General features: G+C 43.1%; 23 protein-coding genes. 9 read left to right on the plus strand and 14 right to left on the minus strand.

All coding sequences use genetic code 11. The features are described 5' to 3' along the window. Window positions 1-140: 140 nt before the first annotated feature. Window positions 141-1,103 carry a tyrosine-type recombinase/integrase gene (locus tag NT141_00275; protein ID MCX6783497.1) on the minus strand — a complete coding sequence of 321 codons (963 nt, stop codon included), beginning with the start codon at window positions 1,101-1,103 and terminating at the stop codon, window positions 141-143. Between the two features lie 251 nt (window positions 1,104-1,354). On the opposite strand from NT141_00275, the gene NT141_00280 reads away from it, so the two are divergent. Further along, complete coding sequence (locus NT141_00280; GenBank protein MCX6783498.1) at window positions 1,355-1,570, plus strand: hypothetical protein; 216 nt, start codon at window positions 1,355-1,357, stop codon at window positions 1,568-1,570. Window positions 1,571-1,590: 20 nt separating this feature from the next. Here the strand turns inward: NT141_00280 and NT141_00285 are convergent, their stop codons facing one another. Together NT141_00285 and NT141_00290 are read right to left on the minus strand one after the other, a co-directional pair. Continuing rightward, window positions 1,591-1,935, minus strand: coding sequence for a hypothetical protein (locus NT141_00285; GenBank protein MCX6783499.1), 345 nt, complete (start codon window positions 1,933-1,935; stop codon window positions 1,591-1,593). A 154-nt stretch (window positions 1,936-2,089) separates the two neighbouring features. Next, complete coding sequence (locus NT141_00290) at window positions 2,090-2,290, minus strand: hypothetical protein (GenBank protein ID MCX6783500.1); 201 nt, start codon at window positions 2,288-2,290, stop codon at window positions 2,090-2,092. Between the two features lie 233 nt (window positions 2,291-2,523). Here NT141_00290 and NT141_00295 point away from each other — a divergent pair, with 233 nt between their 5' ends. Both NT141_00295 and NT141_00300 read left to right on the plus strand, forming a co-directional pair. Further along, complete coding sequence (locus tag NT141_00295; GenBank protein MCX6783501.1) at window positions 2,524-3,492, plus strand: alginate lyase family protein; 969 nt, start codon at window positions 2,524-2,526, stop codon at window positions 3,490-3,492. Between the two features lie 152 nt (window positions 3,493-3,644). Beyond that, on the plus strand, window positions 3,645-4,082 hold the full coding sequence (locus NT141_00300; protein MCX6783502.1) for a hypothetical protein: 438 nt from the start codon (window positions 3,645-3,647) through the stop codon (window positions 4,080-4,082). A gap of 1,441 nt (window positions 4,083-5,523) precedes the next feature. Here NT141_00300 and NT141_00305 read toward each other — a convergent pair. The 7 genes from NT141_00305 to NT141_00335 form a co-directional block, all read right to left on the minus strand. After that, window positions 5,524-7,338, minus strand: coding sequence for a hypothetical protein (locus NT141_00305; protein ID MCX6783503.1), 1,815 nt, complete (start codon window positions 7,336-7,338; stop codon window positions 5,524-5,526). Between the two features lie 16 nt (window positions 7,339-7,354). Continuing rightward, complete coding sequence (locus NT141_00310; GenBank protein MCX6783504.1) at window positions 7,355-8,119, minus strand: hypothetical protein; 765 nt, start codon at window positions 8,117-8,119, stop codon at window positions 7,355-7,357. A 27-nt stretch (window positions 8,120-8,146) separates the two neighbouring features. After that, entirely contained in the window at window positions 8,147-8,620 is a 474-nt protein-coding gene (locus NT141_00315; GenBank protein ID MCX6783505.1) for a crossover junction endodeoxyribonuclease RuvC, read from the minus strand. A gap of 106 nt (window positions 8,621-8,726) precedes the next feature. Beyond that, window positions 8,727-9,251 (minus strand): YebC/PmpR family DNA-binding transcriptional regulator, encoded by a 525-nt coding sequence (locus NT141_00320; protein ID MCX6783506.1) that lies wholly within the window; start codon window positions 9,249-9,251, stop codon window positions 8,727-8,729. A gap of 75 nt (window positions 9,252-9,326) precedes the next feature. After that, window positions 9,327-10,619, minus strand: coding sequence for a UDP-glucose/GDP-mannose dehydrogenase family protein (locus NT141_00325; protein MCX6783507.1), 1,293 nt, complete (start codon window positions 10,617-10,619; stop codon window positions 9,327-9,329). Window positions 10,620-10,834: 215 nt separating this feature from the next. Next, entirely contained in the window at window positions 10,835-11,266 is a 432-nt protein-coding gene (locus NT141_00330; protein ID MCX6783508.1) for a hypothetical protein, read from the minus strand. A 943-nt stretch (window positions 11,267-12,209) separates the two neighbouring features. After that, a complete protein-coding gene (locus NT141_00335; protein ID MCX6783509.1) occupies window positions 12,210-13,196 on the minus strand; it encodes an NAD-dependent epimerase/dehydratase family protein in 987 nt (328 codons plus the stop codon). 38 nt (window positions 13,197-13,234) lie between these two features. Between NT141_00335 and NT141_00340 the strand changes: the two genes are divergently transcribed. The 6 genes from NT141_00340 (at window position 13,235) to NT141_00365 (ending at window position 18,757) form a co-directional block, all read left to right on the plus strand. Further along, window positions 13,235-14,107, plus strand: coding sequence for a class I SAM-dependent methyltransferase (locus tag NT141_00340; protein MCX6783510.1), 873 nt, complete (start codon window positions 13,235-13,237; stop codon window positions 14,105-14,107). 12 nt (window positions 14,108-14,119) lie between these two features. Next, window positions 14,120-15,199: a GDP-mannose 4,6-dehydratase gene (locus tag NT141_00345; GenBank protein MCX6783511.1), complete on the plus strand. Its 1,080-nt coding sequence runs from the start codon at window positions 14,120-14,122 to the stop codon at window positions 15,197-15,199. A 41-nt stretch (window positions 15,200-15,240) separates the two neighbouring features. Beyond that, a complete protein-coding gene (locus tag NT141_00350; protein ID MCX6783512.1) occupies window positions 15,241-16,194 on the plus strand; it encodes a glycosyltransferase family 2 protein in 954 nt (317 codons plus the stop codon). A 14-nt stretch (window positions 16,195-16,208) separates the two neighbouring features. Next, window positions 16,209-17,156 (plus strand): glycosyltransferase family 2 protein, encoded by a 948-nt coding sequence (locus NT141_00355; GenBank protein ID MCX6783513.1) that lies wholly within the window; start codon window positions 16,209-16,211, stop codon window positions 17,154-17,156. Between the two features lie 231 nt (window positions 17,157-17,387). Next, a complete protein-coding gene (locus tag NT141_00360; protein ID MCX6783514.1) occupies window positions 17,388-18,020 on the plus strand; it encodes a hypothetical protein in 633 nt (210 codons plus the stop codon). Between the two features lie 71 nt (window positions 18,021-18,091). Further along, entirely contained in the window at window positions 18,092-18,757 is a 666-nt protein-coding gene (locus NT141_00365; GenBank protein MCX6783515.1) for a hypothetical protein, read from the plus strand. A gap of 111 nt (window positions 18,758-18,868) precedes the next feature. Here the strand turns inward: NT141_00365 and NT141_00370 are convergent, their stop codons facing one another. The 4 genes from NT141_00370 to NT141_00385 all read right to left on the minus strand — a co-directional run bounded on the left by NT141_00370 (window position 18,869) and on the right by NT141_00385 (window position 21,203). Then, entirely contained in the window at window positions 18,869-19,231 is a 363-nt protein-coding gene (locus tag NT141_00370) for a hypothetical protein (GenBank protein ID MCX6783516.1), read from the minus strand. A 123-nt stretch (window positions 19,232-19,354) separates the two neighbouring features. Further along, window positions 19,355-19,597, minus strand: coding sequence for a hypothetical protein (locus NT141_00375; GenBank protein MCX6783517.1), 243 nt, complete (start codon window positions 19,595-19,597; stop codon window positions 19,355-19,357). Window positions 19,598-19,909: 312 nt separating this feature from the next. Then, entirely contained in the window at window positions 19,910-20,263 is a 354-nt protein-coding gene (locus NT141_00380) for a hypothetical protein (protein MCX6783518.1), read from the minus strand. 55 nt (window positions 20,264-20,318) lie between these two features. Then, window positions 20,319-21,203, minus strand: a complete 885-nt coding sequence (locus NT141_00385) for a hypothetical protein (protein MCX6783519.1) — start codon at window positions 21,201-21,203, stop codon at window positions 20,319-20,321. Between the last annotated feature and the right edge of the window lie 31 nt (window positions 21,204-21,234).

The raw sequence follows: 21,234 nt of genomic DNA on the forward strand, positions 1-21,234 counted from the left end.
GGGGCCGGAATGACAATTCTATTTGCTTTTTTAACAGCACTTGCTAATATTCAACTTAGGAGAGGTCTTAAAATTCGTTGGATCAGCCCCTAGGGCGAGAATTGAAGAAGCTTGCTTTAGGGGACTGCTTAAAAACATTGTCATTCCGGGCTTGACCCGGAATCCAGTAAATCTGCCTCTTTCCCATGAAACTTCCCATGAACACTCTTTAGCTGCTGATTCGTTACATGCGTGTAAATCTGAGTAGTCGACAAACTGCTATGCCCCAGCATTTCCTGGACACTCCTAAGATCAGCGCCGTGTGAGAGTAGATCCGTCGCGAACGTATGTCGCAAAGTATGCGGGGTAGCACCAATTGAAATTCCGGAACGACCAACATACTTCTCAAGCATCCGTTCCACACTCCTTACCGAAAGCCTAGCACTCTCACCATCAGAATCACCGGCTTCCATCGTCTTCCCACTGTAACGCACGAATAACGGCTTAAAAGCATCTTTCCGAGTCGCCAAGTACCGTTTGAGTGAAGTCACTGACGCGTCAGATAGGTACACCGTCCGGACCTTCCGACCCTTTCCTATAACGCTAAACTCCTTGGATTCAAAGTTAATACTTTCTCGATTCAAATGCGTCAACTCTGAAACTCGGAGCCCAGTGGAGAAGAGAACTTCCAAAATGGCCTTGTCCCGCAAACCACTTTTGCGATCCAAATTCTGAACGCTCAGTAAGCGGTCAAGTTGCTCGTTATTAAGAAACTTCGGAATCGAAGGCTCGGCCTTCCCGAGGATCACTTTCTCCGGCGAAAGCACTTTTAGATTTTTTGTGATTAGTAAGTACTTTAAAAAAGCCCGCAAGGCCACCAAAAAGCCTTTTTGAGTATTTTTCTTGATAGTCTCCGCCGACTTACTGCTAAGACGACGACTCAGGTCCAAACGATAGTTATGAATCGCATCTTCCGAAAGAGCTTCGATACTGGCTTCCGGCTTATTTAAATGCTTTAGGAAGTCAGTAAGGTAGAAGTGGTACATTCTAATCGTCCCTTGGGCCATATTCCGCTCTAACTCCAAATATTCCAAATAGTCATTCAAAAGTTCCTGTAACTTCATATGTAAAGTGTGACACAACTGACAAAGATCCGCAAGATTAACGTCGTTGTGTTTGATTTATAATTACTATACGCATATACTAACCAACAATTAAGCCAAATAGGAGAAAAGAGATGGAAAACCAAATAGCTATTAGACTTTTTGAGGAGTATGACAGCATTTACGATTTTAGGAGGGATATATACGCGCTTGACGCATTTCTAGGCAGCGCCAAGCCACAGTCGCTCTGGTAGACAAATCTAGAACCGCTGATGAAGGATGTTATTTATGCCTTAAAAGTGTCTAAAGTTCCGACTTTCGTTAGATCAGGGCTACAAGTAACCCCATTCCGGAGAGAATACTACTACGGAGTCCCTGGTTACAAAAACCTGATGTTCGTTCTGCCATCGCGGGAAGGAGAACGCGACCACGACGTTGAAGGTTATCTTACTTTCGTCGAAAACACCGAAAATTTAAGAATTATGTGAAACACCAGCCGAGCACAAGCCTAAAAAACTTCGCCCGGCTTTTTTTGCTTTCTAGATAGGCTGCTTTTAGCGAAGGCTGCTTCGGCCTTTTTAAATTTATCCAGAGAAATTTGATAAAATGCTTGATGTCGAATTTCCTTATCCGTATCAATAGTTACAATATAGCGCCTCTCTAGTATTTCTGTAGTAAAATCTTTATGATTTTCGGTTAAAAGATAGGCTTTCGGGAATTTATATAAGCAACAATACATTAGAAAATCTGTGTAACTAATCGTTCCCTTGATTTTCTGAAGAACTACGGTAAAGTTTTTAAGATTCTCTAACTCCCGCTCAATCGGATAAATACTACTCACAAGAGTATTCATGTAATTTAGCCTATCGGTATAAGCATTTATATCATCTGATCCCCGAGTAAATTCGAACTGAACTGGACCGACAGAACAAAATGCACAATCATTATTTTGTATTAATGAAAAAGCCGCTATTAGTGTACATGTATCAATAAATACAAAGGCGCTATTAAGACTTGTTGCTAATGTCGGGGTATACAGAAGATTCATTCTTAAATGTTTTTCTCACTCTGTTGGCTAATATTCCAAACTCTCGGGGGCTTAAAAGTTTTGCCCTTCCGGCTCGAGGATCTGTTAACACCTCAATATGAGGTATCACGGCCTTTAAATATTCACTAGGATTTTGTTTGCTACCAATTTTTGCTTTCATAGTTTAAGTTTAGTGTAAAAGAATCTCATGTCAAATAGGTTAAGCCTAAAAAACCTCGCCCGGCTTTTTTTGTTTTTACAAGATATAAAAAACGTAGTGGCGGCATTTACGACGCACATCGATTGACAGTTTTGCACTGGAATACAAATTTGTCATTAACGTATTTAAGGTAGATTGCGAGTTTAACAGGCTAAACCACTACGTTTAATTTTATGTATAATTGATGGACTATTATGAAAAACGCTTCTGAAACCAATGATTACAGCAACCTCGATCACTTCGTCCCACACCCTTCAAACGACATATTAGTGCCAATCGCTGACCGTAAAAGTGGCGAAAATAAAAAGACGGAGGCCTGGGATCAAGATTCTAGTGATTGCGAAAAATTGGCAACTAAATATGAGCAGGCAACCGACGCAGTCGTCAAAGAGGAAGTCGCCGCCAAATTAGGTCAGTATTTAACAGAATGGGAAGCAGCTTATAAACCCTCGAATGACGCCGTTAAAAACTCCTACCTGCCGCTAGATCAAAAAATCTTCGTCAAAATGTTTAATGCAGCAACAGTTACCTGGAAGGGCTTAACCACGGAAGAACAGCAGTCGGCCATCGAGCTGGCTGACCGAACTGCTAGATTAGACCAAAACTGGTGGCTGCCACTGGAAAATTTAACCGAAGGTCTGCAGAATAATCGTTATTGTCATTCCTTGAACCTACGCGCCAGCGCCGCCGCGGTTTTAGAGCTGGGAGGTATTGCGAAAGGCACTAAACTAGCGTTTGACACCGATCGTGACTTAAGTGAATATTTAGCGACTAGCGTCGACGATACTGGAGCAACAATCGATTTTCGGGAGCGTCAATCCTTGCATTATCAGGTATTTGGTCTGCAACCGCTATTTGAAGCTGCCGAAACTCTGGAGCAACTTGGCTTTCCAAGGACAACCGAGGACAGACAGCATTTGGCCGACGCCGTTAGATTCCTGGAATCTTATATCAAAGGTGATCAAGTCAACATCGAGTTTAAAGGCACTCTTAACCCTCGGGACATCGCCCGAAATAAAGACACGGCCCTGAAGCCTTATCAAATCCAAAATCAGCCGAATAATGAACTTAAGCATCTCTTAGAAATCTCCGCGCGCATCTTGCCAAACGAAGCCTGGATTCCTAATTCTCTAGCAGTCGTGACAACAAAATACGAAGCCTAGCACTCACTCAATAACTCCGGCTGACGAACCCAGCCATTGTTCCTTCGATCCCGTTGACAACTTTTAATACGTGTTAAAATCTGTCAACTGACAAAATGGCTCTCAAGGTGCATAATCCTAGCAACAAATTGACATAATAAAAGGAGAGCAAAATGGATAATAGTGACATTGTGCTGGTACTACCAGTTAGACCTGAAGATCCTGAGAGCCTGGAAAGCTTGCTATCTAAAGTTAGAAAAGACGACCGTTGGTGGGCTTTCGCCGCATTGATTTGGTCTGTAGGAATCCGACACCGTAGCCGAGAAACAAATAACCTAGTTTTAGCGAACCGGGTAGATCCCGAAAGAGCGGTACACGTAGTGACTGTTGGGCAGTTGCAAGAGGCCACTATGACAGGGATTACGCTATTCAAGCAAAACTACCCCTATAGCTGGACCATTATAAAAAAGGACATCACGGATTTAATTGTTAAGGCTGTCAAAAATCTGGTTGACAGCGATAGCAGGTTAAATAGCGAACAAAGATCTGCAATTTGTTCGGAATTACGAGCTGCGGTCAATGGAAAACTAAGTATGGCAACGGCTGATTAGTAGGCAGATTTACGACTTTGCAAAGGAGAAAAGAGATGGGCAGGCAAATACCGGTAAAGTTTAGAATCTCGCAAGCCAGTCTATGCGGTCTTAATCAGAGTAACACTGGTTTACCGTATCTACTCTATAATGAGGCGTTACGCCAGCTAAAAATGGCTTTCGGGCTGTCGAACAACGCCCCGCCGCATGTACTGACAATCGAGGAATTTACCACAAAGTTAGACGCTTGGGCTTCTAGCCTTGCTGAACCCTGTCAATATAACTTTGATGAGTATAAGCAGCAGTTGTTAGATTTGCTATTAATATTCATTAGTAATCTGCAACCAAGACTAAGTAACAAAAACCTAGAGTTCGTTGTAAAGAAATGCTTTAACGCATTAAAAATACCTTACGTAGATCTGAAGAGCTAACTAATAAGTCCGTACAAACCCGCTTCGAATACCAATTCGCGGCGGGTATTATTTTTCAATTCATATCAATCAATCGGCAACGTAGGGGCGGGATTTATCCCGCCCTCGGACCGATCTGTTGAGGGTCGCATGAATGCGACCCCTACGTTTATTTGGTTTTTATATATAATTTACGACGTTGTACAATTAGATTTAAGGAGTAAAGAATTCAATAGAGGATATTGGATACCCCGTGCAAATACCGTCCTTAAAGCTTTAAGATGATTTCTCATATTTAAAATAGGCGAGACCCATTCAAAATATTCACGACCGGCCCAAACGACGTTTACAGGATTTACGACATGCTATTAGAAATTTGTAGACACAAATCCCAGGGTAGGCAGTAACTAATAAAGTCTAAAGTGGCGTAACTTAAATATAAAATTTATTTAATCAAACAATAATATTAATAAGCATTCTTGTAAAATCAACGGCGACAGCTACCCTAGGGAAGAGATATGAGTAACGTCGTAAAATGTATGTTTAACGACATTATATCAATTTTAAGCTGGTTGGAAGGCTTGGGAACTTTAATGGGGTATGTAATTAGCTTTGGAAATAAATCTATAAATAATTACCGCTCAATTCCAAATTAATAACTAGTAAGATTTTTAAATAAAAATGATTAAAAGGTACTCTTTCCACTTAATGCTGTTCTGATGTGGGCCGGCTTGCCCTGAGCCCGTCGAAGGGTCGAACCAGACAAACTATGACAGGCCCCTCCGCCCTGTCCTGAGCTTGTCGAAGGATTATCCACATATGACCCTAAATCTATAGCTCTCAGGATGGCTTAACCACGCCAAGTTCGATACATCGTTTTCATTGCTATAGCAACATAATTTATATTTGATATAGATTTACTTGTACCTACAGCATTACGGACTTGGTCTTAGCCAGTCGAAGGGTTAGCACTCTCGCTATAGGTCTGCTAACCTACTCTACTAAACTATAGGGTACAGATTGTACCCTTTTGGCTGTAACCACTGGTATTTTCAAGTCAACTCCCCCACTCTCGTAGCTGGTAATTTGACAAGGGTTTGACCGCTCGCTTCACTAATAGTAGTGACTACAGCTTTAGTCTCGTTGTTAATATGAGTGGCGGTGGCAATAAGCTGTTCGTGTTCATCGAAGCTAAAGGTAACGTTATCAACATAGGCGGGAGTCCGGGGAGCCAATACTCGAGCATTAAGCGCCTGCTGTAGTGTATCATGTCCAATTGCTCCTAATTCTCCGGTAGAACAAGAGTTAAGAATATAGGTAAAACGAGGCTCAAAAAAACGCTTCGCCCCAGCCGCCGAAATAACGTCACCTCTAAAATTAGTGGAACTGGCCACTTGAGCGCGAGTTAAGGTGCGCTGCCTATCCCCCACTTCCCCACCTCTTAAGATCTCGTTAACATTCCCATGCCCGGAATCAAAAAGTACAGAAATTCTATGACCCTGTTGATCTTTTTCGATGGCTTCATCGTAATAACGATGTTTTAAGAGAATCAAACCTTTATTGAATTCTGAAGTACTAGCCCCCTCAAAAGCCCGTATTAAATACTGAGGATGGCCTTCGTTATGAAGTTTCTGTAGCTGCCTAAACATCGAGTCATGAAGTAATGCCTGTTGGTAAAACGCCCCGTTCCAATCGCACCCCTCACCTTTCGGGTTAAATACAGCAATATAAGGCAAATTGGCATCCATGTTATCATACTGATCTGTTAATAAAGTTTGGGGGTAACGGGCAAAATTAGCGATGCCAAATGGTGGGCCACTTAACGCCCAAGTAGCCCCAGGGCGAGCTTCTTCTAATTTTTCAATGGCTAGTAAATTTCTGTTGACGGCCTCTGCAAAATCGGGCTTATATTTCTCGCCTTTCTGATCCACCCCGGTGGCGGCCGAATATTGCCAAGCCAATACCAGCGCACGACCATCAAGTGGCACATCTCTAAAAATTTCTAAATCCTCAAAACTAGCAGTAAAGCCAGTAACTAAGGCTCCCGCTAAATCTAAACTAATGTTGGTTTGAGCGCTAGCTATTTTCGTTACTAATCGAGCCACTTTACTGAAGTAATCTTGGTATTCCGCTCCCAACGAGTTTAAGTTAGTCGTTAATCGGTTATAAGCTGCCGGCGTAGTAACTTTATCAATGTGACTAATGGTTTGACGCTCCGCGGTATCTGTTAATAAAGTAAACAAATTATCCTCTTCTGCCTCTATAGCCATTTTATACAGTGTAAAAGCAGCCGCAACCCGACGGTTAGTTATATACGATGCCGCTATTGCTTCGTTAACGGGCGAGTTATTATAAAAAGTGTCAACATATGCTACAACAGCCTCTGGAATATTTAGGGGCGAATTTCTTGTAGCTGCAGCCCGAGCGGCTATTTCCAGTAAACAGTCAGGTAACACTTGTAGGTAATTATTATAGGAAGTAGGGTCGTCATTATCTGATTTTGGTACCCGAGTGGCTAACTCCTCTAAAGTAAAGAATAAATAACTATCATAGGCCGCCTCGGAGGTACGCGTAGACCCTAAAACACTGGTTAAAATTTCGGTAGCAATACTGCCACTTTGTTCCTGCTTAGCGACTTGCCACAATAAAAAAATTCCGGCATTAACTGTTGGCGTAGTGCCCGAGATTAGAGCTTCGGCAATATGATCCCTTAATTCGTAAATACAATCACTAGTAGCCGAAGCTAAATCTTCTAAAGCGTTAACTCTATTTTCCTCGATATTACTATTTAAATTAGCGGCGAAATTAGTAATAACGTCAATACTAGTCACTACTTCTCCGGTATCGATTGGGTTGTCAGTAAACACAGTTTCGACAGGCATTTTAAAAATTAAAAATTAGTAATAAAGCCAAAACAAACAGTAACACGGCCCCGTACTCCAGCTGCACTTTACGAGTTAAGGTGTGTTTTAGGCGACCCAAGAGAAGGCCATTGATCACGTAAACAACGCCCACTAGAGCAAAACCCCGGAAGAAGGCCTCAATTGGGAGAAAGGACAGGGCTAAAGAGACTTCAAAAACGATTAAAGCACTCATGAAGGCTTCCTTTTCGAAAGCCACCGGGGTTTCTAAGGTGGAGCTCCAAAAATAAAAACGGTTTAAAAGGAAGGTGATTATGAAGATAATGGCGCTCTGGACGGCAAAAATAGTGCTGTACTTGTATATAATAGTGTACAACAGAAATAAAGTCAGACTAAATAGAAGGGAGACAACGGTTACGGCGGCCCGGAGGAGTGGTACGTGCACTTCTTCTTGAGTTAAAACGACGGTAAAGACGTTGAGTGTTAAAAAAGTGATATAAAAACTAACGGCCGCCGCCAAGAAAAATAGTCCTCGGAAGTAAATATTTAAGTTAGGAAAAAAGAGGCTCACCGAACCAAAACCGGCTACAAGTGCTACCGGAAGAACGATGATGACTAGAAATGAGTTATTTTTGAGTACGAACTTGGCAAAAGCAATTGATAGTATGGACGAAATTATAATGATTACAAATAGTACCCAGTATTTGGAGTTATTGTTGATATAGAAAAGTCCGATTGATATTGCAGCTAAGAGAAGTGATAATCCTACGAAAACGGCTCTTTTCATGGTTTTAATTATACACGCCTCAGGAGATTAGTTTCTTTTTAGAAGCGGCGGATTTCTTAATCGCCTCTTTCTTAGACAGCTGCGGCTGGGTGGATTTAGACCAATGGCAAACGGCCATGGCCAAAGCGTCGGCGCAGTCGTCAGATTTAATCTCTTCACCCATATCAAAATACTCTTGGCCTGCAGGGCGGTGTATTCATAAAAAGGTAGTTTATTTTGAGCCGCTACCAGCATAATTACCCCGCGGGCCTGCCCCACTGTCATGGCTGTTTTAACATTGGTATTAAAGAAAAGCCGCTCTACAGCGATTACATCGGGTTTGTGATGTTTAATAACGGCGGTGAGGTTAGTGTGCAGTTTGAGGAGCCGACCAGTCATTTCATTGCCAGCTTCGGTAACGACTTTTTCGTAGGAAATCATCGTCGGCTTTCCTTTGCCGACTACTTTGATGACGCCGCAGCCAGTTGTAGCAGTCCCTGGATCTATTCCTAGTATAATCATATATAGATATGTCATTCCGGGCTTGACCCGGAATCCAGTAATTCCAATAAAATTTTAATCTGTTTCTGGATTCTGAATCAAGTTCAGAATGACAGGTGGTAAGTTTCTACTCAACATTAGTATAAACTACTTGCACGTCATCATTATCTTCCAAATTGTCAGCCAACTTCTCGACTTTTGCATAAGTTTCTTCGTCTACCGGAATGGTAAATTGCGGGTTCTCAGGATCACCGCCAAAAACGTAAGCGGCACTGCCCGCCTCCCCCATGTTACCGCCGGATTTACTAAAAATATTACGGATTTCGGAAACAGTGCGATTTTTATTATCGGTAACGCATTTAACCAAAAACGCTACTCCGCCCGGGCCGTAACCTTCGTAGTTGACCTCTTCTAAGCGAGCCTCGCCGGTGCCAGTACCGCGGTCTATCGCTCGCTTAATGTTATCCATAGGCATGCTCATTTCCCGAGCCTTATCAATGGCTAGTCTTAAAGACGGGTTGTCATCGGGGTTCCCACCGTGGTGAGCGGCCATAGTAATATTACGAGCCAGTTTAGTAAAAATTTGGCCCTTTTTAGCGTCTTTAACTTCTTTTTGACGGCGAGTAGTCGCCCAATGAGAATGTCCTGACATAATTTCACTAGTCATTCCGGGCTTGACCCGGAATCCAGTAAAAACAAATTTTCAATTTCAAATTATTATTAATACTTACTTACCATAACCAGTCCCAAGGTAATTATACCCCAGACTCTTCATTTTAATAGGATCTAATATCCGCTTTGCGTCAAGGATGACATCCCCTCGCATACTTTTCTTGACCAGGTCATAATCGTAATCTTTAAAAACCTTATGTTCCGTCAAAATTAATAGCGCGTCAGCGTCTTTTACCGCGTCATACGGATCTTTAACGTCAGACGTGACATATGGGTCAAACGCTGTTATGACAGCCCCTTCAGCTTTTAAAGCTTCTACCAAAAGCATGGGTGTTGAACCACGCATATCCGGAGACTGCGGCTTGGCCGAAAGACCCCACACAGCAATCTTCTTACCTTTTAAGCCGCCCAAAGAATTTGAAATTTGAAATTTGAAATTTGAAATTCGAGTCGTATTTAACTCGTCCATATCGGAAAAGATATTCCGGCCAGGTCGCACATCTTTGCAGACAGACGCGATGGCTTTAACATCTTTGGGGAAGCAGTAACCGCCATAACCAAGGCCTGGGTACCAAAAATGGCTACCGATTCGGGGATCCAGAGCCGCCCCGGCAATAACCTCTTTTACATCTGCCCCAATTCCTTCGGCTAAATTAGCCAGTTGATCGGCAAAAACGATCCGTAAAGCCAAGTAAGCATTAGAAGCGTACTTAACTAATTCGGCGCTTTCCCAGCGCATTACTGGTTTTTGGCAGGTCAGATCTTTGTAAATATCCTGCATCAAGGCAATCGCACGTATGTCCTCAGTCCCAATAATGACCCGAGAAGGGTCGTTGGTATCCTCTACCGCGTAGCCTTGACGTAAAAATTCGGGACTGGAAACCACGGCGTAAGTCTTTTTGGGATCGGTAACATGTTCTTTTAGGAAAGCGTCGACTTTTTCGGCGGTTCCTGGGGGTACAGTTGACCGGTCGACGATGGCAGTAAAATGATCGCCTAAGTTTTTACTGATTTCGGTAGCGGCAGCAAAGAGATATTTAAGGTCAGCATGTCCACTTTCGTCGGCTGGAGTGCCAACGCAAATAAAAACAACGTCAGAAGTAGGAATGGCCACCGAATAATCTGTGGTAGCGACTAAATTTCCGCTTTTAACCGTCCGTGCGACGATTTCTCCAAGGCCAGGTTCATCAAACGGGCAACTACCGGAATTAATACAATCTATTTTAGAGGTGTCGATGTCAACCGCGAAGACTTTGTGACCGTTGTTAGCAAAGTAAGCCGCCCACGGCAGCCCCACGTACCCCGCTCCCACAAACGTAATCGTTGGTTTTGCATTTTCTGAGGACATAAGAGCAAGTTCCACGATACCCCCAGAAAAAATAAAAAGCAACTGCCCACTCACATGTCATTCCGGGCTTGACCCGGAATCCAGTGACTCCGGCGCTGAAGCTAAGAAGGATTTATTGTTGCTAAACTCGCAAAGCTCGTTAAGTAGTCAATAAAAAATGGCAGTAAATCTAAATTCCCCCCGTGGAAAAGTAGATGTACTGCCTAGCGGAATTATTAAGATTTGCCTGTGCTTATTTTCTCGGTCGCAAAGTTACGGGCGAAAAGTGTAGCGGCAATAGCTTGAAGAAGTTCCTGATTGAAAGGAAACATCACCTTAAGTATTGCCTCATTAATACGTCTCCCATCAGGATTAGCCAGAACGTAATCATTAGCAAACTTAATGGCCAGAAAGCAAAGCGCTACGTCTTCAGGTTTAGCATGTAAACTAGTCGAAAGCGTAACAATCTCAGCCCCCGAACTCTTCAGTACCGAAGGAACCAAAGACTCCAGCATTAACTCAACACTGCGACGCAGACCGTCTTGGAACTCCTCCGGAACTTCAGGCATATCACCGTAACGATTCGCGTTATATGCCTCATTTGAGTCCCAAAGTTTAAAGGCTTTAAAAATTCCGTCGCGGAACTGACTGCTAAATTTAATATTCATGATTTCCTTCAATTTTTGTTCTCACAAGTGCTAAAATGTCACTTGCAGAGGTGTACGAACGATCTTTACCGAGAGTCGTACGCCTCTGCACTTGATTCTTCTAGCTGTAGATCTTGATGTGTGCCATCAGATCCGCTTCCGTCAGCCCCAGCATTTCCAAGTACTTCAGAGCCATCGGAACTTTTCGAGCGATTTTCCAATCGAAGCCGATGTTGCCTGTCGAAGTCTTAGCCGCTGATGGGATAACGGTCCGGTCGAATCCAAATAACACCTGGTTAGCATTGTAATCACCATGCTTAAGCACTGAAGCCATCTGGGTAGTTTCCTCACCACCACCTGTTGGACCGTGCTGCACATCACCNNNGTGTTCAGGCACATTTCCGGTGTGATTTGACAGCAGGTGACCGTTGTACAGCATCGCTGAGTTGTAGCCAAGTCGACCAGGACGTGAGCCGTCATTGAGCATCCCTTCGACCTGCCAGCTAAAGGAAAACAGGTCATATGTCTGAATTTGAGCATCGGCCGCCAAAATGTGGTTAGCGGTTATGCTGATGCCAGGGCTTAAAAACAAGGCGTTTGGTGAGAACACACCATTCTTAGCCGCCACCTTCAGGAGCGCATTGACTGGAGTATCAAAACGATTCATGTCCGCGAAGATCACCGACACGTTCGAAAGCTTACTGGCCACATCGGCAACAGCGTCACCTACGTTCGTGCAGATGACGAAGCGCAAATCATATGGCGCTAACGCCTTCTGAGTTGTCGCCACGAATCCTGCCACGTCAGCCTTACCATACATCCGACTTAAAACATTAATTGTTTCCACTGTCTCGTCTCCTTATGAAGTTTTTTGGATTACATACAAAAGATATACAAATACGGTATACCAAATGTGTTGTGAGGGATTATAAATAACTATAGGAGATTTGTCAAGGTCTATAAGTTATGCGCTGAGTTTGAGGATATCGGGGTTGGCTAAATACCACACCACTGTCTTCTTTAAACCTTCTTCTAGTGTTATTTGTGGAGAATGTTTAAGAAGCTTTTTAGCTCGACTGGTGTCTGCTAAAACATCACTAACAAGCACTTTACTAAAATCTTTCGAAGAACGATTTATAGCGACAGCCAAATTATCTTGACCTAAAATTTTGGCTATCTCCCCCGCTAAGCTCTCTAATGAAATCGATTTTCCACTAGCGACATTTATTACCTGATACTTTAAACGCTTGTTAAAGGCAGCTTTAATGTAACTGATCACGTCATCAATATATATAAAGTCTCGCTTTTGAGAAGAACTACCATACAATTCCAGAGGCCGATCGGAATTAATTCGATCAATAATATGTGGGATAACTGTGTGAGGCCGCATCCCCGGACCGTAAACCGAGAAGATTCTAAGAATGACTGAAGGCAGCTCATAAAAGTTGCTCATGTAGTGAACTACATGCTCAGCGGCTAGTTTTGAAGCGCCATGTGGTGAAATCGGTTGCGGGATTAGTTTCTTTTCGGTAAATATGCCCTTTTTGGTCACACCGTAGACGCTATGGGTGGACGCAAAAATAAACTTCTTTGCTTGTAGAGTTTTGGCCAATTCAAACATTCGTGAAGTCCCAATGACGTTGTTCTCTAGATACGGACTATACTCTATACGATCGTGAGAATCATAATAAAGATCTTTAGCGGCAAGGTGAACGACGTAATCGACTTTTTGTCCACTCAAAATAGACGCGAACCCATCATTGACGATATCTAATTTAATAAACTCAAAGTTTTTAAATTTCTTTAATTCCTCAGTATGATTTTCTTTAATAGAGACAGCGTAATCATTAGAATGCTTATCAATACCGATAACGGAATGCCCGAGCGACAAAAGATCTCGACATAAATTGTAGCCAATAAAGCCAGCTGAGCCGGTCACTAAAACTCGCACTTCAATAGTTTATACAAAGAGCAGTATAATATCAACCAATGACAGAAAAGCAGGAAAATAATAACAGCTTTGCGGATCTTAAAGCCAGTCTGGATAGCTACCGAAACGAGACCCGCATCGCTTACGGAGAACTAAGAAATATACTTGATCCAGAAATTCTTCGCGAAGAAATATTTAGTAATCCTGAAGTTTTTGAAGCTTTAGCTAAAAGAGAAGAACAGCTTTTTAATGAAGAGACAGAATTTGTCTTTGGGTATAGCAATATGGCCAAAGGCCAATCTGGAGTTGTAGCTAACATAGGCTCTGGTTGGGGGGTATTTAGCCGAGCAGCTGTATTGAGAAATCAAAACCTAACAGTCATGGATGTCGATTTTAACCCGGTAGTTTGCCTCCACGACCAAGCCTACAATCATGCACATACTACATCAAATATACCATTCGACCGGATTCAAAACTTTGTAATGGACGCGGGGGCTCTGGGTATTGCTCCAGGTTCAATCGATGAGGTTATATCTTTTGGTGTAATGCGGTATATTCCTCAAGACAAGCAAGAACAAGTAGTTTCGGAAGCTTTAAGAACCGCAAAGCCCGGCGCTAGAATCATTATTGGTGACGTTAACACCCAAGCGGTTAACTCTTTCGAGCAAATTTTAAGTAAAAATGGTATCAAAGCTTCAAGAGAGCAACAAGAAATAGAAGTCCTTCGTGCCACCACTTTTTATTTCTATTACCTTCTTTACGCAGGGAAGCTGCCCAAAAATGATAACTCCCTTCCGTTAAGTTTAGACAATATAAAAGAGCAAGTAGACATCATCGCCAAAACCGAAGGTATATCTGCAATTGGGGTGCTGCTAGATCTTGCCGGAAAAGACAAAAGACTCGCAGAAGTATTAGTTTTTGACAAGGTGTGATTAAATGATTGTATGAAAGTTTTTGTATCAGGGGCCGCTGGATTTATTGGGTCTTATGTGGCCAGAGCTCTTGTTTGGCGCGGCGACGACGTAGTCGGCTTTGATAATTTCAATAATTACTACCCCAAAGAGTGTAAAGAAATTAATGTTGACCTCTGTAATTTAGCCGCGGGCCGTAAAACTCAGTTTCTGCCTATTAAAACCATTGAACCGATCTACAAGCAGATGGAGTCTTTCTATCGTAATCCGATTTCTAAAGAGCGTGGTTATTTTAATTTTATTGAAGGCGATATTGTAAACTACGACTTTTTAGAATACCTTTTTGAAAAGGAAAAGTTTGACGCTGTGGTCCACCTCGCCGCCATGGCCGGCGTGCCCCTTTCGACCAAGAATCCTCGCCTCTACACCTCTGTAAACGTTGATGGCACTATAAATTTACTAAATGTCTCTAAAGAAAATGCCGTTAAAAAGTTTGTTTTCGGCTCTTCCTCGTCTGTCTACGGCAACCGCGAGGATAAGAAAGTAACCGAAGAAGATAACGTGACCAACGCCGCCTCACCTTATGGGGCTACGAAAGTGGCTGGTGAAGTCCTCTGCCATGCTGCTTCCGTCGTCTATGGTCTCCCCATTGTAATCGACCGCATCTTCGGGCCGATATATGGACCGTTACAAAGACCATACGGAATGCTCATGCAACGAGCCATTAACTTCACCTACAACAACAAAAACGTCCAAATTTACGGTCGCAAAGGCTTAGATAGCGCTAAAGACAGCACGTACATCGATGACCAAGTGGCCGGTATTCTTCTGTGCCTTGACTATGCTACGAAGTTTGACATCTTTAACATTGGAACTTCGGATCCGAAATCGATTATGGATTGGTTTAAAGCCATAGAAGTCGTCATGAACAAGCCCGTGCCGTACGACATTGTGGAAGTAGACAAAGGTGATGTGGCCGCCAGCGCCGATATTAGCAAAGCCAAGAAGATTCTCGGCTATACGCCTCAAGCGACATTGGAAGAAGGGGTGCGGCGGCAAGTTGAGGTCTTTAAAATGATGCCAGAGTGGTATAAGACGCTTCCCAACGTCTAATTTGATATAGCGTAAATGCTAGAGTATACTCGTTTACGTCTATGAACCTGTCTGTTGTCAGTTATTTACATAACAACGCCGATACCATAAATGAGCTTTATGAACGGCTCGAGAAGGTTTTGGCGGAGCACCCAACTTCTTACGAAATCGTCTTCATTGACGATGCCTCTACCGACAATACTCTACAAAAAATCCAGGCTCTAAAGAAAACTGACCCCCATATAAAAGTCCTCTCTTTTACCCGTCACTACGGCATGGCCGCGGGATTGCAAGCTGGTTTCGATGCTGCTAAAGGTGATTTAGTATTCACTATTAGCCCTACTTTAGAAAACCATCCTGAGGAACTTCCTAAGTTTTTAAGCGCTATGAAGGACGGAGACTACGATCTGATTGTGGGACGACGGCGGGGCAAGCTTCACAGTAATAAAGCTCGAGCGCTTATGGCCAAAATTGGCAATCGCTTAATTAGTGCTATCACTGGCAAACGAATTTATGACATTACTTCGCCGATGCGACTGTCTAAAAAAAGTGTTCTTAAAAACCTGAAGATATACGGTAGTCACCATTTATTTTTACCGGCGCTGGCCAGCCTGCACGGCGCCAATTTTAAAGAGTTAGACATTGAACACGTGGCCACTAAAAGCAAAAACAAGACTAAACACTCGATTAATGCTCCTGAAGCCTTACTTGAAATTCTCTTCTTAAAGTTCTTAATTTCCGCAACGACGCCACCGTTTTCAACCACCCCAATAAAGATTTTTGCCGGTCCTGGTTTAGTTTCTCTAGGAATTGGTCTTATTTTAAGTATTGAGCTGGCTTTTGAACGCTTGGTGTTAAATCACAGTATCGCCAACCGTCCCCTACTCCTACTGGCTATTTTAATGATGATGCTTGGAGCTTTATTTGTGGTCCTGGGACTCCTAGGTGAACTTTTGATTCGGATCTATTTCGAGAGTCAAGGAAAGAAAACCTATACACTGGCAGATTTACCGTGATAGTATTTAAGAATATGAAAACTTCTATTATTATCCCCTGTTACAACGAAGAAAAGAATATTAATCGAACTTTCGATGGTCTTTTGGACCTGGCCAAACAGGAAAAACTGGATTTAGAGATTATTGCCGTTAATGACGGCTCTAAAGACAAAACCTGGGAGGTCATGAAGAGCTATTCAAAGGACCACGCAAATATCGTCGGCATCAATCAAATGGGTAATTTTGGCCAAAGCTGCGCCTACCAGGCCGGTTTTGATGTGGCTACTGGCGACTACGTCTTAGTCCTTTCCGCTGACCTAGAAATCCCCTTAGAAAACGTTACTAAAGTAATTGCAAAGCTTAATGAAGGCTATGACTTTGTAAATACAAATAGACAAGGCCGTTGGGGTGGTCAAAAAGCCGCTAAAAGCGGAATGGCTAATAAGTTGATCACTAAAATCTCGGGGGTTGATATGAAAGATCGAGGAAGCGGCCTTAAAGGTTTTAGGAAAGTGTTGACGGATAATCTGAAGCTGTACGGAGAAATGCACCGCTTTATTCCAGATTATTTGACTGTGTTTAGCCCGAAGATGACGGAATTTGAAGTCGAATTTAATGATCGCGACTTTGGCGTCTCTGCCTATAAAGGCAACAAGCGCACTATTAAAGTACTTTTAGATCTGATGACGCTGGCCTTTATGCTTAAGTTCGCCAAAAAGCCTTTCATGGCGATGCCGGGACGCCTCTTTGGGGTCACTGGAGGTATTGTGGCAGGCATCGGCTTTATTCTGACCGCTTACTTAGTCGTCATCAGAATTCTCGGCCAAGCCATTGCTAATAGGCCACTGTTTACGATTGCGATTTTAATGATAATTATTGGTATTCAGATGATAAGTACCGGTTTGATTGGGGAGCTGTTGATGCGGACCTATTTTGAAAGCTCCGGACGGAAGACATATGTGGTTAGGGAAAGAGTGAATTAGTAGAAAAAACATGTCATTCCGGGCTTGACCCGGAATCTAGTAAAGGATCGTAATTTTTAATTCTTAATTTTTAATATCTTAAAAAATTTTTAATATTACAATATTTTAAATCCGGTTTTTTAAAAATTAAAAATTTAATCATCTCCACCGTTTACTGGATTCCAGCGTTGGGGCCGGAATGACAAAGTGACTTCTTGACAATCCGTCCCCACTCAAGTAACCTTCAACACGATGGAAGACCAAGCAATTACCGCCGCCCTGGAAAGACGCTGGCCGGCGGCCGTAGAACTAAATCAAGAAATACTTAAAGCGAATTCTGAAGACGTGGAAGCTCTTTGCAGACTCGGTCGGGCTTACATTGAACTTACTAAAATCCCCAAAGCGGTAGAAACTTTTAAAAAAGTCCTTAAAATTGACCCACTTCACCCCGTAGCTCAGCGAAATTTGGATCAGCTTAAAAGCGGCATTGTTACTACTTCTTATCGCGGCTCCGAAACTGCCGGTAACTTTTTAATTGAGCCCGGGACCACCAAGAAAATCACCGCTCACCTCGATTCCCAAAAAATTAATCCTCGCAAAATCGTTTCCGGCCAAGTGTTTACTTTAAAGATCAATGCCGACCAGGTCATCGTGCAAGATAAGAATGATCGGGCCATCGGCTGCGTTAGCTCCGACATTGCAGACTTCGTGAACGCCAAGAAAGTCTTTGGTGTTAAAGAAATGACGGCGACATTCCTGGGAGTTGAACGGCAGACTTTCGTAGAGATGTTAGCTCGTAGCCCTAAACCCATATTTCGGGCCGAAAAGCAAGGCATTAACCCCGAAGCCCGCTTTCAAGTAGGAGACGAAACGACTGAAGAGTAATACCGTAGAACAAGAACGTAGGGGCTTGATTTATCAAGCCCTCAAAGATTTATAATATAATTAAACCGTAAATGCCCTACTACCATCGTCGTAACCCCAGACTTAAAGGATTCGACTACAAATCTGACGCTGACTATTTTGTAACAATTTGTACCGCCGATCGTAAATATCTTTTTGGAGAGATTATTAATTCGGATCCGTCAATTATCTTAGGCGAAGCACTAATCCCTGATCCTAGAATAGAAACAGAGTCGTCAAGTGACTCCAACCCCAACGTAGGGGCGTCATTCATGGCGCCCTCAACCGGCGTCGATTTAACCATCGCACGAACGCAATTCCCAGACGTTATCACGAAATACTCGCCAGGTGAAATGAAGTTAAATGAAACCGGTAAACAGATTAAAGGTTTGTGGGAAAATTTACCCCAGAAGTTTCCAGTGGAACTTGATGAGTACCAAATCATGCCAAACCATATTCATGCAGATTTAAGCTTAATGAACGAGGAGGCCAGCAAAAATGGTAAACCTGTCTATATTTTAGGTGAGATGATTAGAAGTTTTAAAGCAGAAGCGTCGCATTTAATAGGTCAGCATCTTTGGCAACGAGGTTATTATGATCATATTATTTGGGATTATGATGATTATAAGCGAATTAGGACGTACATTGTTCTAAACCCTAAAATATGGGCCCGAGATAGAAACAATCACAAAAATTTCTCTGTTGGGTTGAGGGCTTGATGAATCAAGCCCCTACGTTTGATTTTATTAATCGCCAGAAAACCAACGTAGGGGCGCCATTCATAGCGCCCTCAAAAAACAAAAAACGTGCCTGCTATTTCTTCCTCTATATCATCGTCCCGTCGAGGCTTGTCGCAACAAAACGAGCTCGGAGCGATAACAAAATAGATGCTTCGCCAAAGTGATGCTCTCAGCCAATGCTTCCCCACGATCAGATGCAGTAAGGCTAATCGCTACGAACCCCCTCGCGAAATCGGTGTTGATGATGAAGTACCGCAATTCACCCTCAAAGGCAAATTCAAAATCGTCACCAACAGGCTTTCCGTCGAGATTAACTTCCGTCAACGGGATCCAGCCGTAGCCTATTAAGTAGCTACCTTGCTGCGGAAGGAAGTTGGCCCAGTGCATTCCGCGAACGGAAGTTCTACGATCGAGCTTTAGCTGAAGCAGTTGCTCTCTTTCTTTTGCGTCCATTTATTTGCTCCTATAAGTCAAATACTATCGGGTATAACGGTTGCGTTGGCCGAATATTAAGTTAATAAGGAAGTTCGTTAAAGAAGGGTATCAGCGACGGCGCTAAAGTGCATAGATAGACCATCAACCGGCCAGTGGCAAAAGATAGCCATTGCGAGATTCTTCTACCGCGACTCCCCCGTCGTCATTTTTGATGAACCGACGGCCTCGATTGACGCCGTTTCTGAATACAATATATTTAATCGCATTTACGAGTCGTTTAAAGGCAAGTCGGTAATCATTATCTCTCACCGCTTTTCGACTGTTAGAAACGCCGACCGGATCATCGTTCTGGCCCACGGTGAAATTGTCGAAGAAGGCATCCATCAAGCATTATTGGACAAACATGGGGTCTACGAAAAGGCGTTTCAGCTGCAAGCGCAAGGTTATAGCTCTGATTAGTCATTCCGGGCTTGACCCGGAATCCAGTAACACCAAACCTTAAGCAGGATCTTCACGGATTATCAACGGATTTTCACGGATGTGGATCTATGCGGGCGGGAAAACCCCGCCCCTACATCGTTGGATCGCATCTTTTACTGGATTCCGGCTCCAAGGCCGGAATGACGTATGAAAATGAAAACGTGCCTGCTATTTCTTCCCCATGGAAAAAACTTCAGGCACGTCGTCGAACAGACCTCAATAACTCCACCACACGGGGTGTTCAGTAACAACTCTGGAGACCGCTTCACACAAATCAGTCAAAAGCTTTGTCATCATCTCTCGAGAATTTTTCGGATGGTTGGATATGGGAATCTGAACCGTAATCGAAACTGTATTCAATATTAAAAAGTCCGGTTCATCGTTTACTGTGACCTCTGCCCAACCAAGGTTTTGCAACACGCAATGAATCTGTCTCACCCTTAAGACACTGTTATCGAAAAAAATGACGACTCTTTGATAGGTCGCCTTTGAACGTGAACTTGATCCTAGATAAACAATTCCAACATCCCCAAATCTGGCGACCTGTTTCTTACTGGTTAATATTCTCATAACTCTCCTTATGTGTTATTTGCTAAGAGAAGATTATACACCTGTAGAACAAGTATTACCGAAGGTCGTCGTCGCCAACTAGGCTGGTGACGGCCCCATTGCCTGGGGGTGGAAGAGGTGGGGACTGCAGAGGCGCAGCTGGCTTTTTTACCAATGGAAATGGTTCCGGCTGTGGAATTGGCTTAATACGCGGATCAAATTCTGGAGTTACTTTTCTAAATCTCGGTTTGACCTCCGGCTCAGTAGTGATACTCCTAACAGCCTCTTTCTGTTTTTTAACAACAGGCTTAATTTCAACCGGCTTTGTGGTCAAAACTTCCGGAATATTAATACTAGTAATTTCGCTAACAGAAGTGACTGACTTAGTCTCTTCATGTTTAACCTCATGTTCTCCCTCAACTTCCACTTTCGGAGCCGGAATCTTAAATTCGGCATCACGAGTCGGAATTTCGTCTAAAGTAGCAAACGAGCAGTTACGATGTTCTTCGGGAACAATTACGCGAGCCTCGTCGCCTTCTTGACCATGGTGAAAAGAAACAGCCGCCGGAATTAAGTTATGACTGCCATCAGAGGTAAGTACAACGAACTTGCCGTCCTTCTTGGCGAGAATTCCACTTAGAATAGTTCGTTTGACCCGTTCGATCTGTTTAAAAGTGGCGCCTTCTGCCCCCTCAATCATTTTAAGAGTATCGCCATACACTAATTTAGATTTACTGGCGTAATTTTCGGGGACTTGGAATTTTTGGTTGTCGTCGGTTACAAGATAAGTGCCGTCAAACTTGCCAATAATGCCGGGCAGGTCTTTGGGGGAGGGTAAAAATTCGGAAAGGCTATCTTCCAGCTCTTTCATGAGCGTCTTAGCTGTTGCCAGGCTCGCGGCGGATTGCTGCAAGGCCTGATTTATGAATTGAATTTGCACTTTAGGACTCTTTTTTGTCATATTAATCAATATGTCATTGCGGGCTTGACCC

The organism is candidate division WWE3 bacterium (genome assembly GCA_026396615.1).
GTDB lineage: Bacteria > Patescibacteriota > WWE3 > JAPLWK01 > JAPLWK01 > JAPLWK01.

Bases quoted from the DNA above. Each gene is read 5' to 3' on its own strand.
- NT141_00275 (MCX6783497.1), bottom strand. From the start codon at position 1,103: ATGAAGTTACAGGAACTTTTGAATGACTATTTGGAATATTTGGAGTTA.
- NT141_00280 (MCX6783498.1), top strand. From the start codon at position 1,355: ATGAAGGATGTTATTTATGCCTTAAAAGTGTCTAAAGTTCCGACTTTC.
- NT141_00285 (MCX6783499.1), bottom strand. From the start codon at position 1,935: ATGAATACTCTTGTGAGTAGTATTTATCCGATTGAGCGGGAGTTAGAG.
- NT141_00290 (MCX6783500.1), bottom strand. From the start codon at position 2,290: ATGAAAGCAAAAATTGGTAGCAAACAAAATCCTAGTGAATATTTAAAG.
- NT141_00295 (MCX6783501.1), top strand. From the start codon at position 2,524: ATGAAAAACGCTTCTGAAACCAATGATTACAGCAACCTCGATCACTTC.
- NT141_00300 (MCX6783502.1), top strand. From the start codon at position 3,645: ATGGATAATAGTGACATTGTGCTGGTACTACCAGTTAGACCTGAAGAT.
- NT141_00310 (MCX6783504.1), bottom strand. From the start codon at position 8,119: ATGAAAAGAGCCGTTTTCGTAGGATTATCACTTCTCTTAGCTGCAATA.
- NT141_00315 (MCX6783505.1), bottom strand. From the start codon at position 8,620: ATGATTATACTAGGAATAGATCCAGGGACTGCTACAACTGGCTGCGGC.
- NT141_00320 (MCX6783506.1), bottom strand. From the start codon at position 9,251: ATGTCAGGACATTCTCATTGGGCGACTACTCGCCGTCAAAAAGAAGTT.
- NT141_00325 (MCX6783507.1), bottom strand. From the start codon at position 10,619: ATGTCCTCAGAAAATGCAAAACCAACGATTACGTTTGTGGGAGCGGGG.
- NT141_00330 (MCX6783508.1), bottom strand. From the start codon at position 11,266: ATGAATATTAAATTTAGCAGTCAGTTCCGCGACGGAATTTTTAAAGCC.
- NT141_00340 (MCX6783510.1), top strand. From the start codon at position 13,235: ATGACAGAAAAGCAGGAAAATAATAACAGCTTTGCGGATCTTAAAGCC.
- NT141_00345 (MCX6783511.1), top strand. From the start codon at position 14,120: ATGAAAGTTTTTGTATCAGGGGCCGCTGGATTTATTGGGTCTTATGTG.
- NT141_00350 (MCX6783512.1), top strand. From the start codon at position 15,241: ATGAACCTGTCTGTTGTCAGTTATTTACATAACAACGCCGATACCATA.
- NT141_00355 (MCX6783513.1), top strand. From the start codon at position 16,209: ATGAAAACTTCTATTATTATCCCCTGTTACAACGAAGAAAAGAATATT.
- NT141_00360 (MCX6783514.1), top strand. From the start codon at position 17,388: ATGGAAGACCAAGCAATTACCGCCGCCCTGGAAAGACGCTGGCCGGCG.
- NT141_00365 (MCX6783515.1), top strand. From the start codon at position 18,092: ATGCCCTACTACCATCGTCGTAACCCCAGACTTAAAGGATTCGACTAC.
- NT141_00370 (MCX6783516.1), bottom strand. From the start codon at position 19,231: ATGGACGCAAAAGAAAGAGAGCAACTGCTTCAGCTAAAGCTCGATCGT.
- NT141_00375 (MCX6783517.1), bottom strand. From the start codon at position 19,597: ATGGATGCCTTCTTCGACAATTTCACCGTGGGCCAGAACGATGATCCG.
- NT141_00380 (MCX6783518.1), bottom strand. From the start codon at position 20,263: ATGAGAATATTAACCAGTAAGAAACAGGTCGCCAGATTTGGGGATGTT.
- NT141_00385 (MCX6783519.1), bottom strand. From the start codon at position 21,203: ATGACAAAAAAGAGTCCTAAAGTGCAAATTCAATTCATAAATCAGGCC.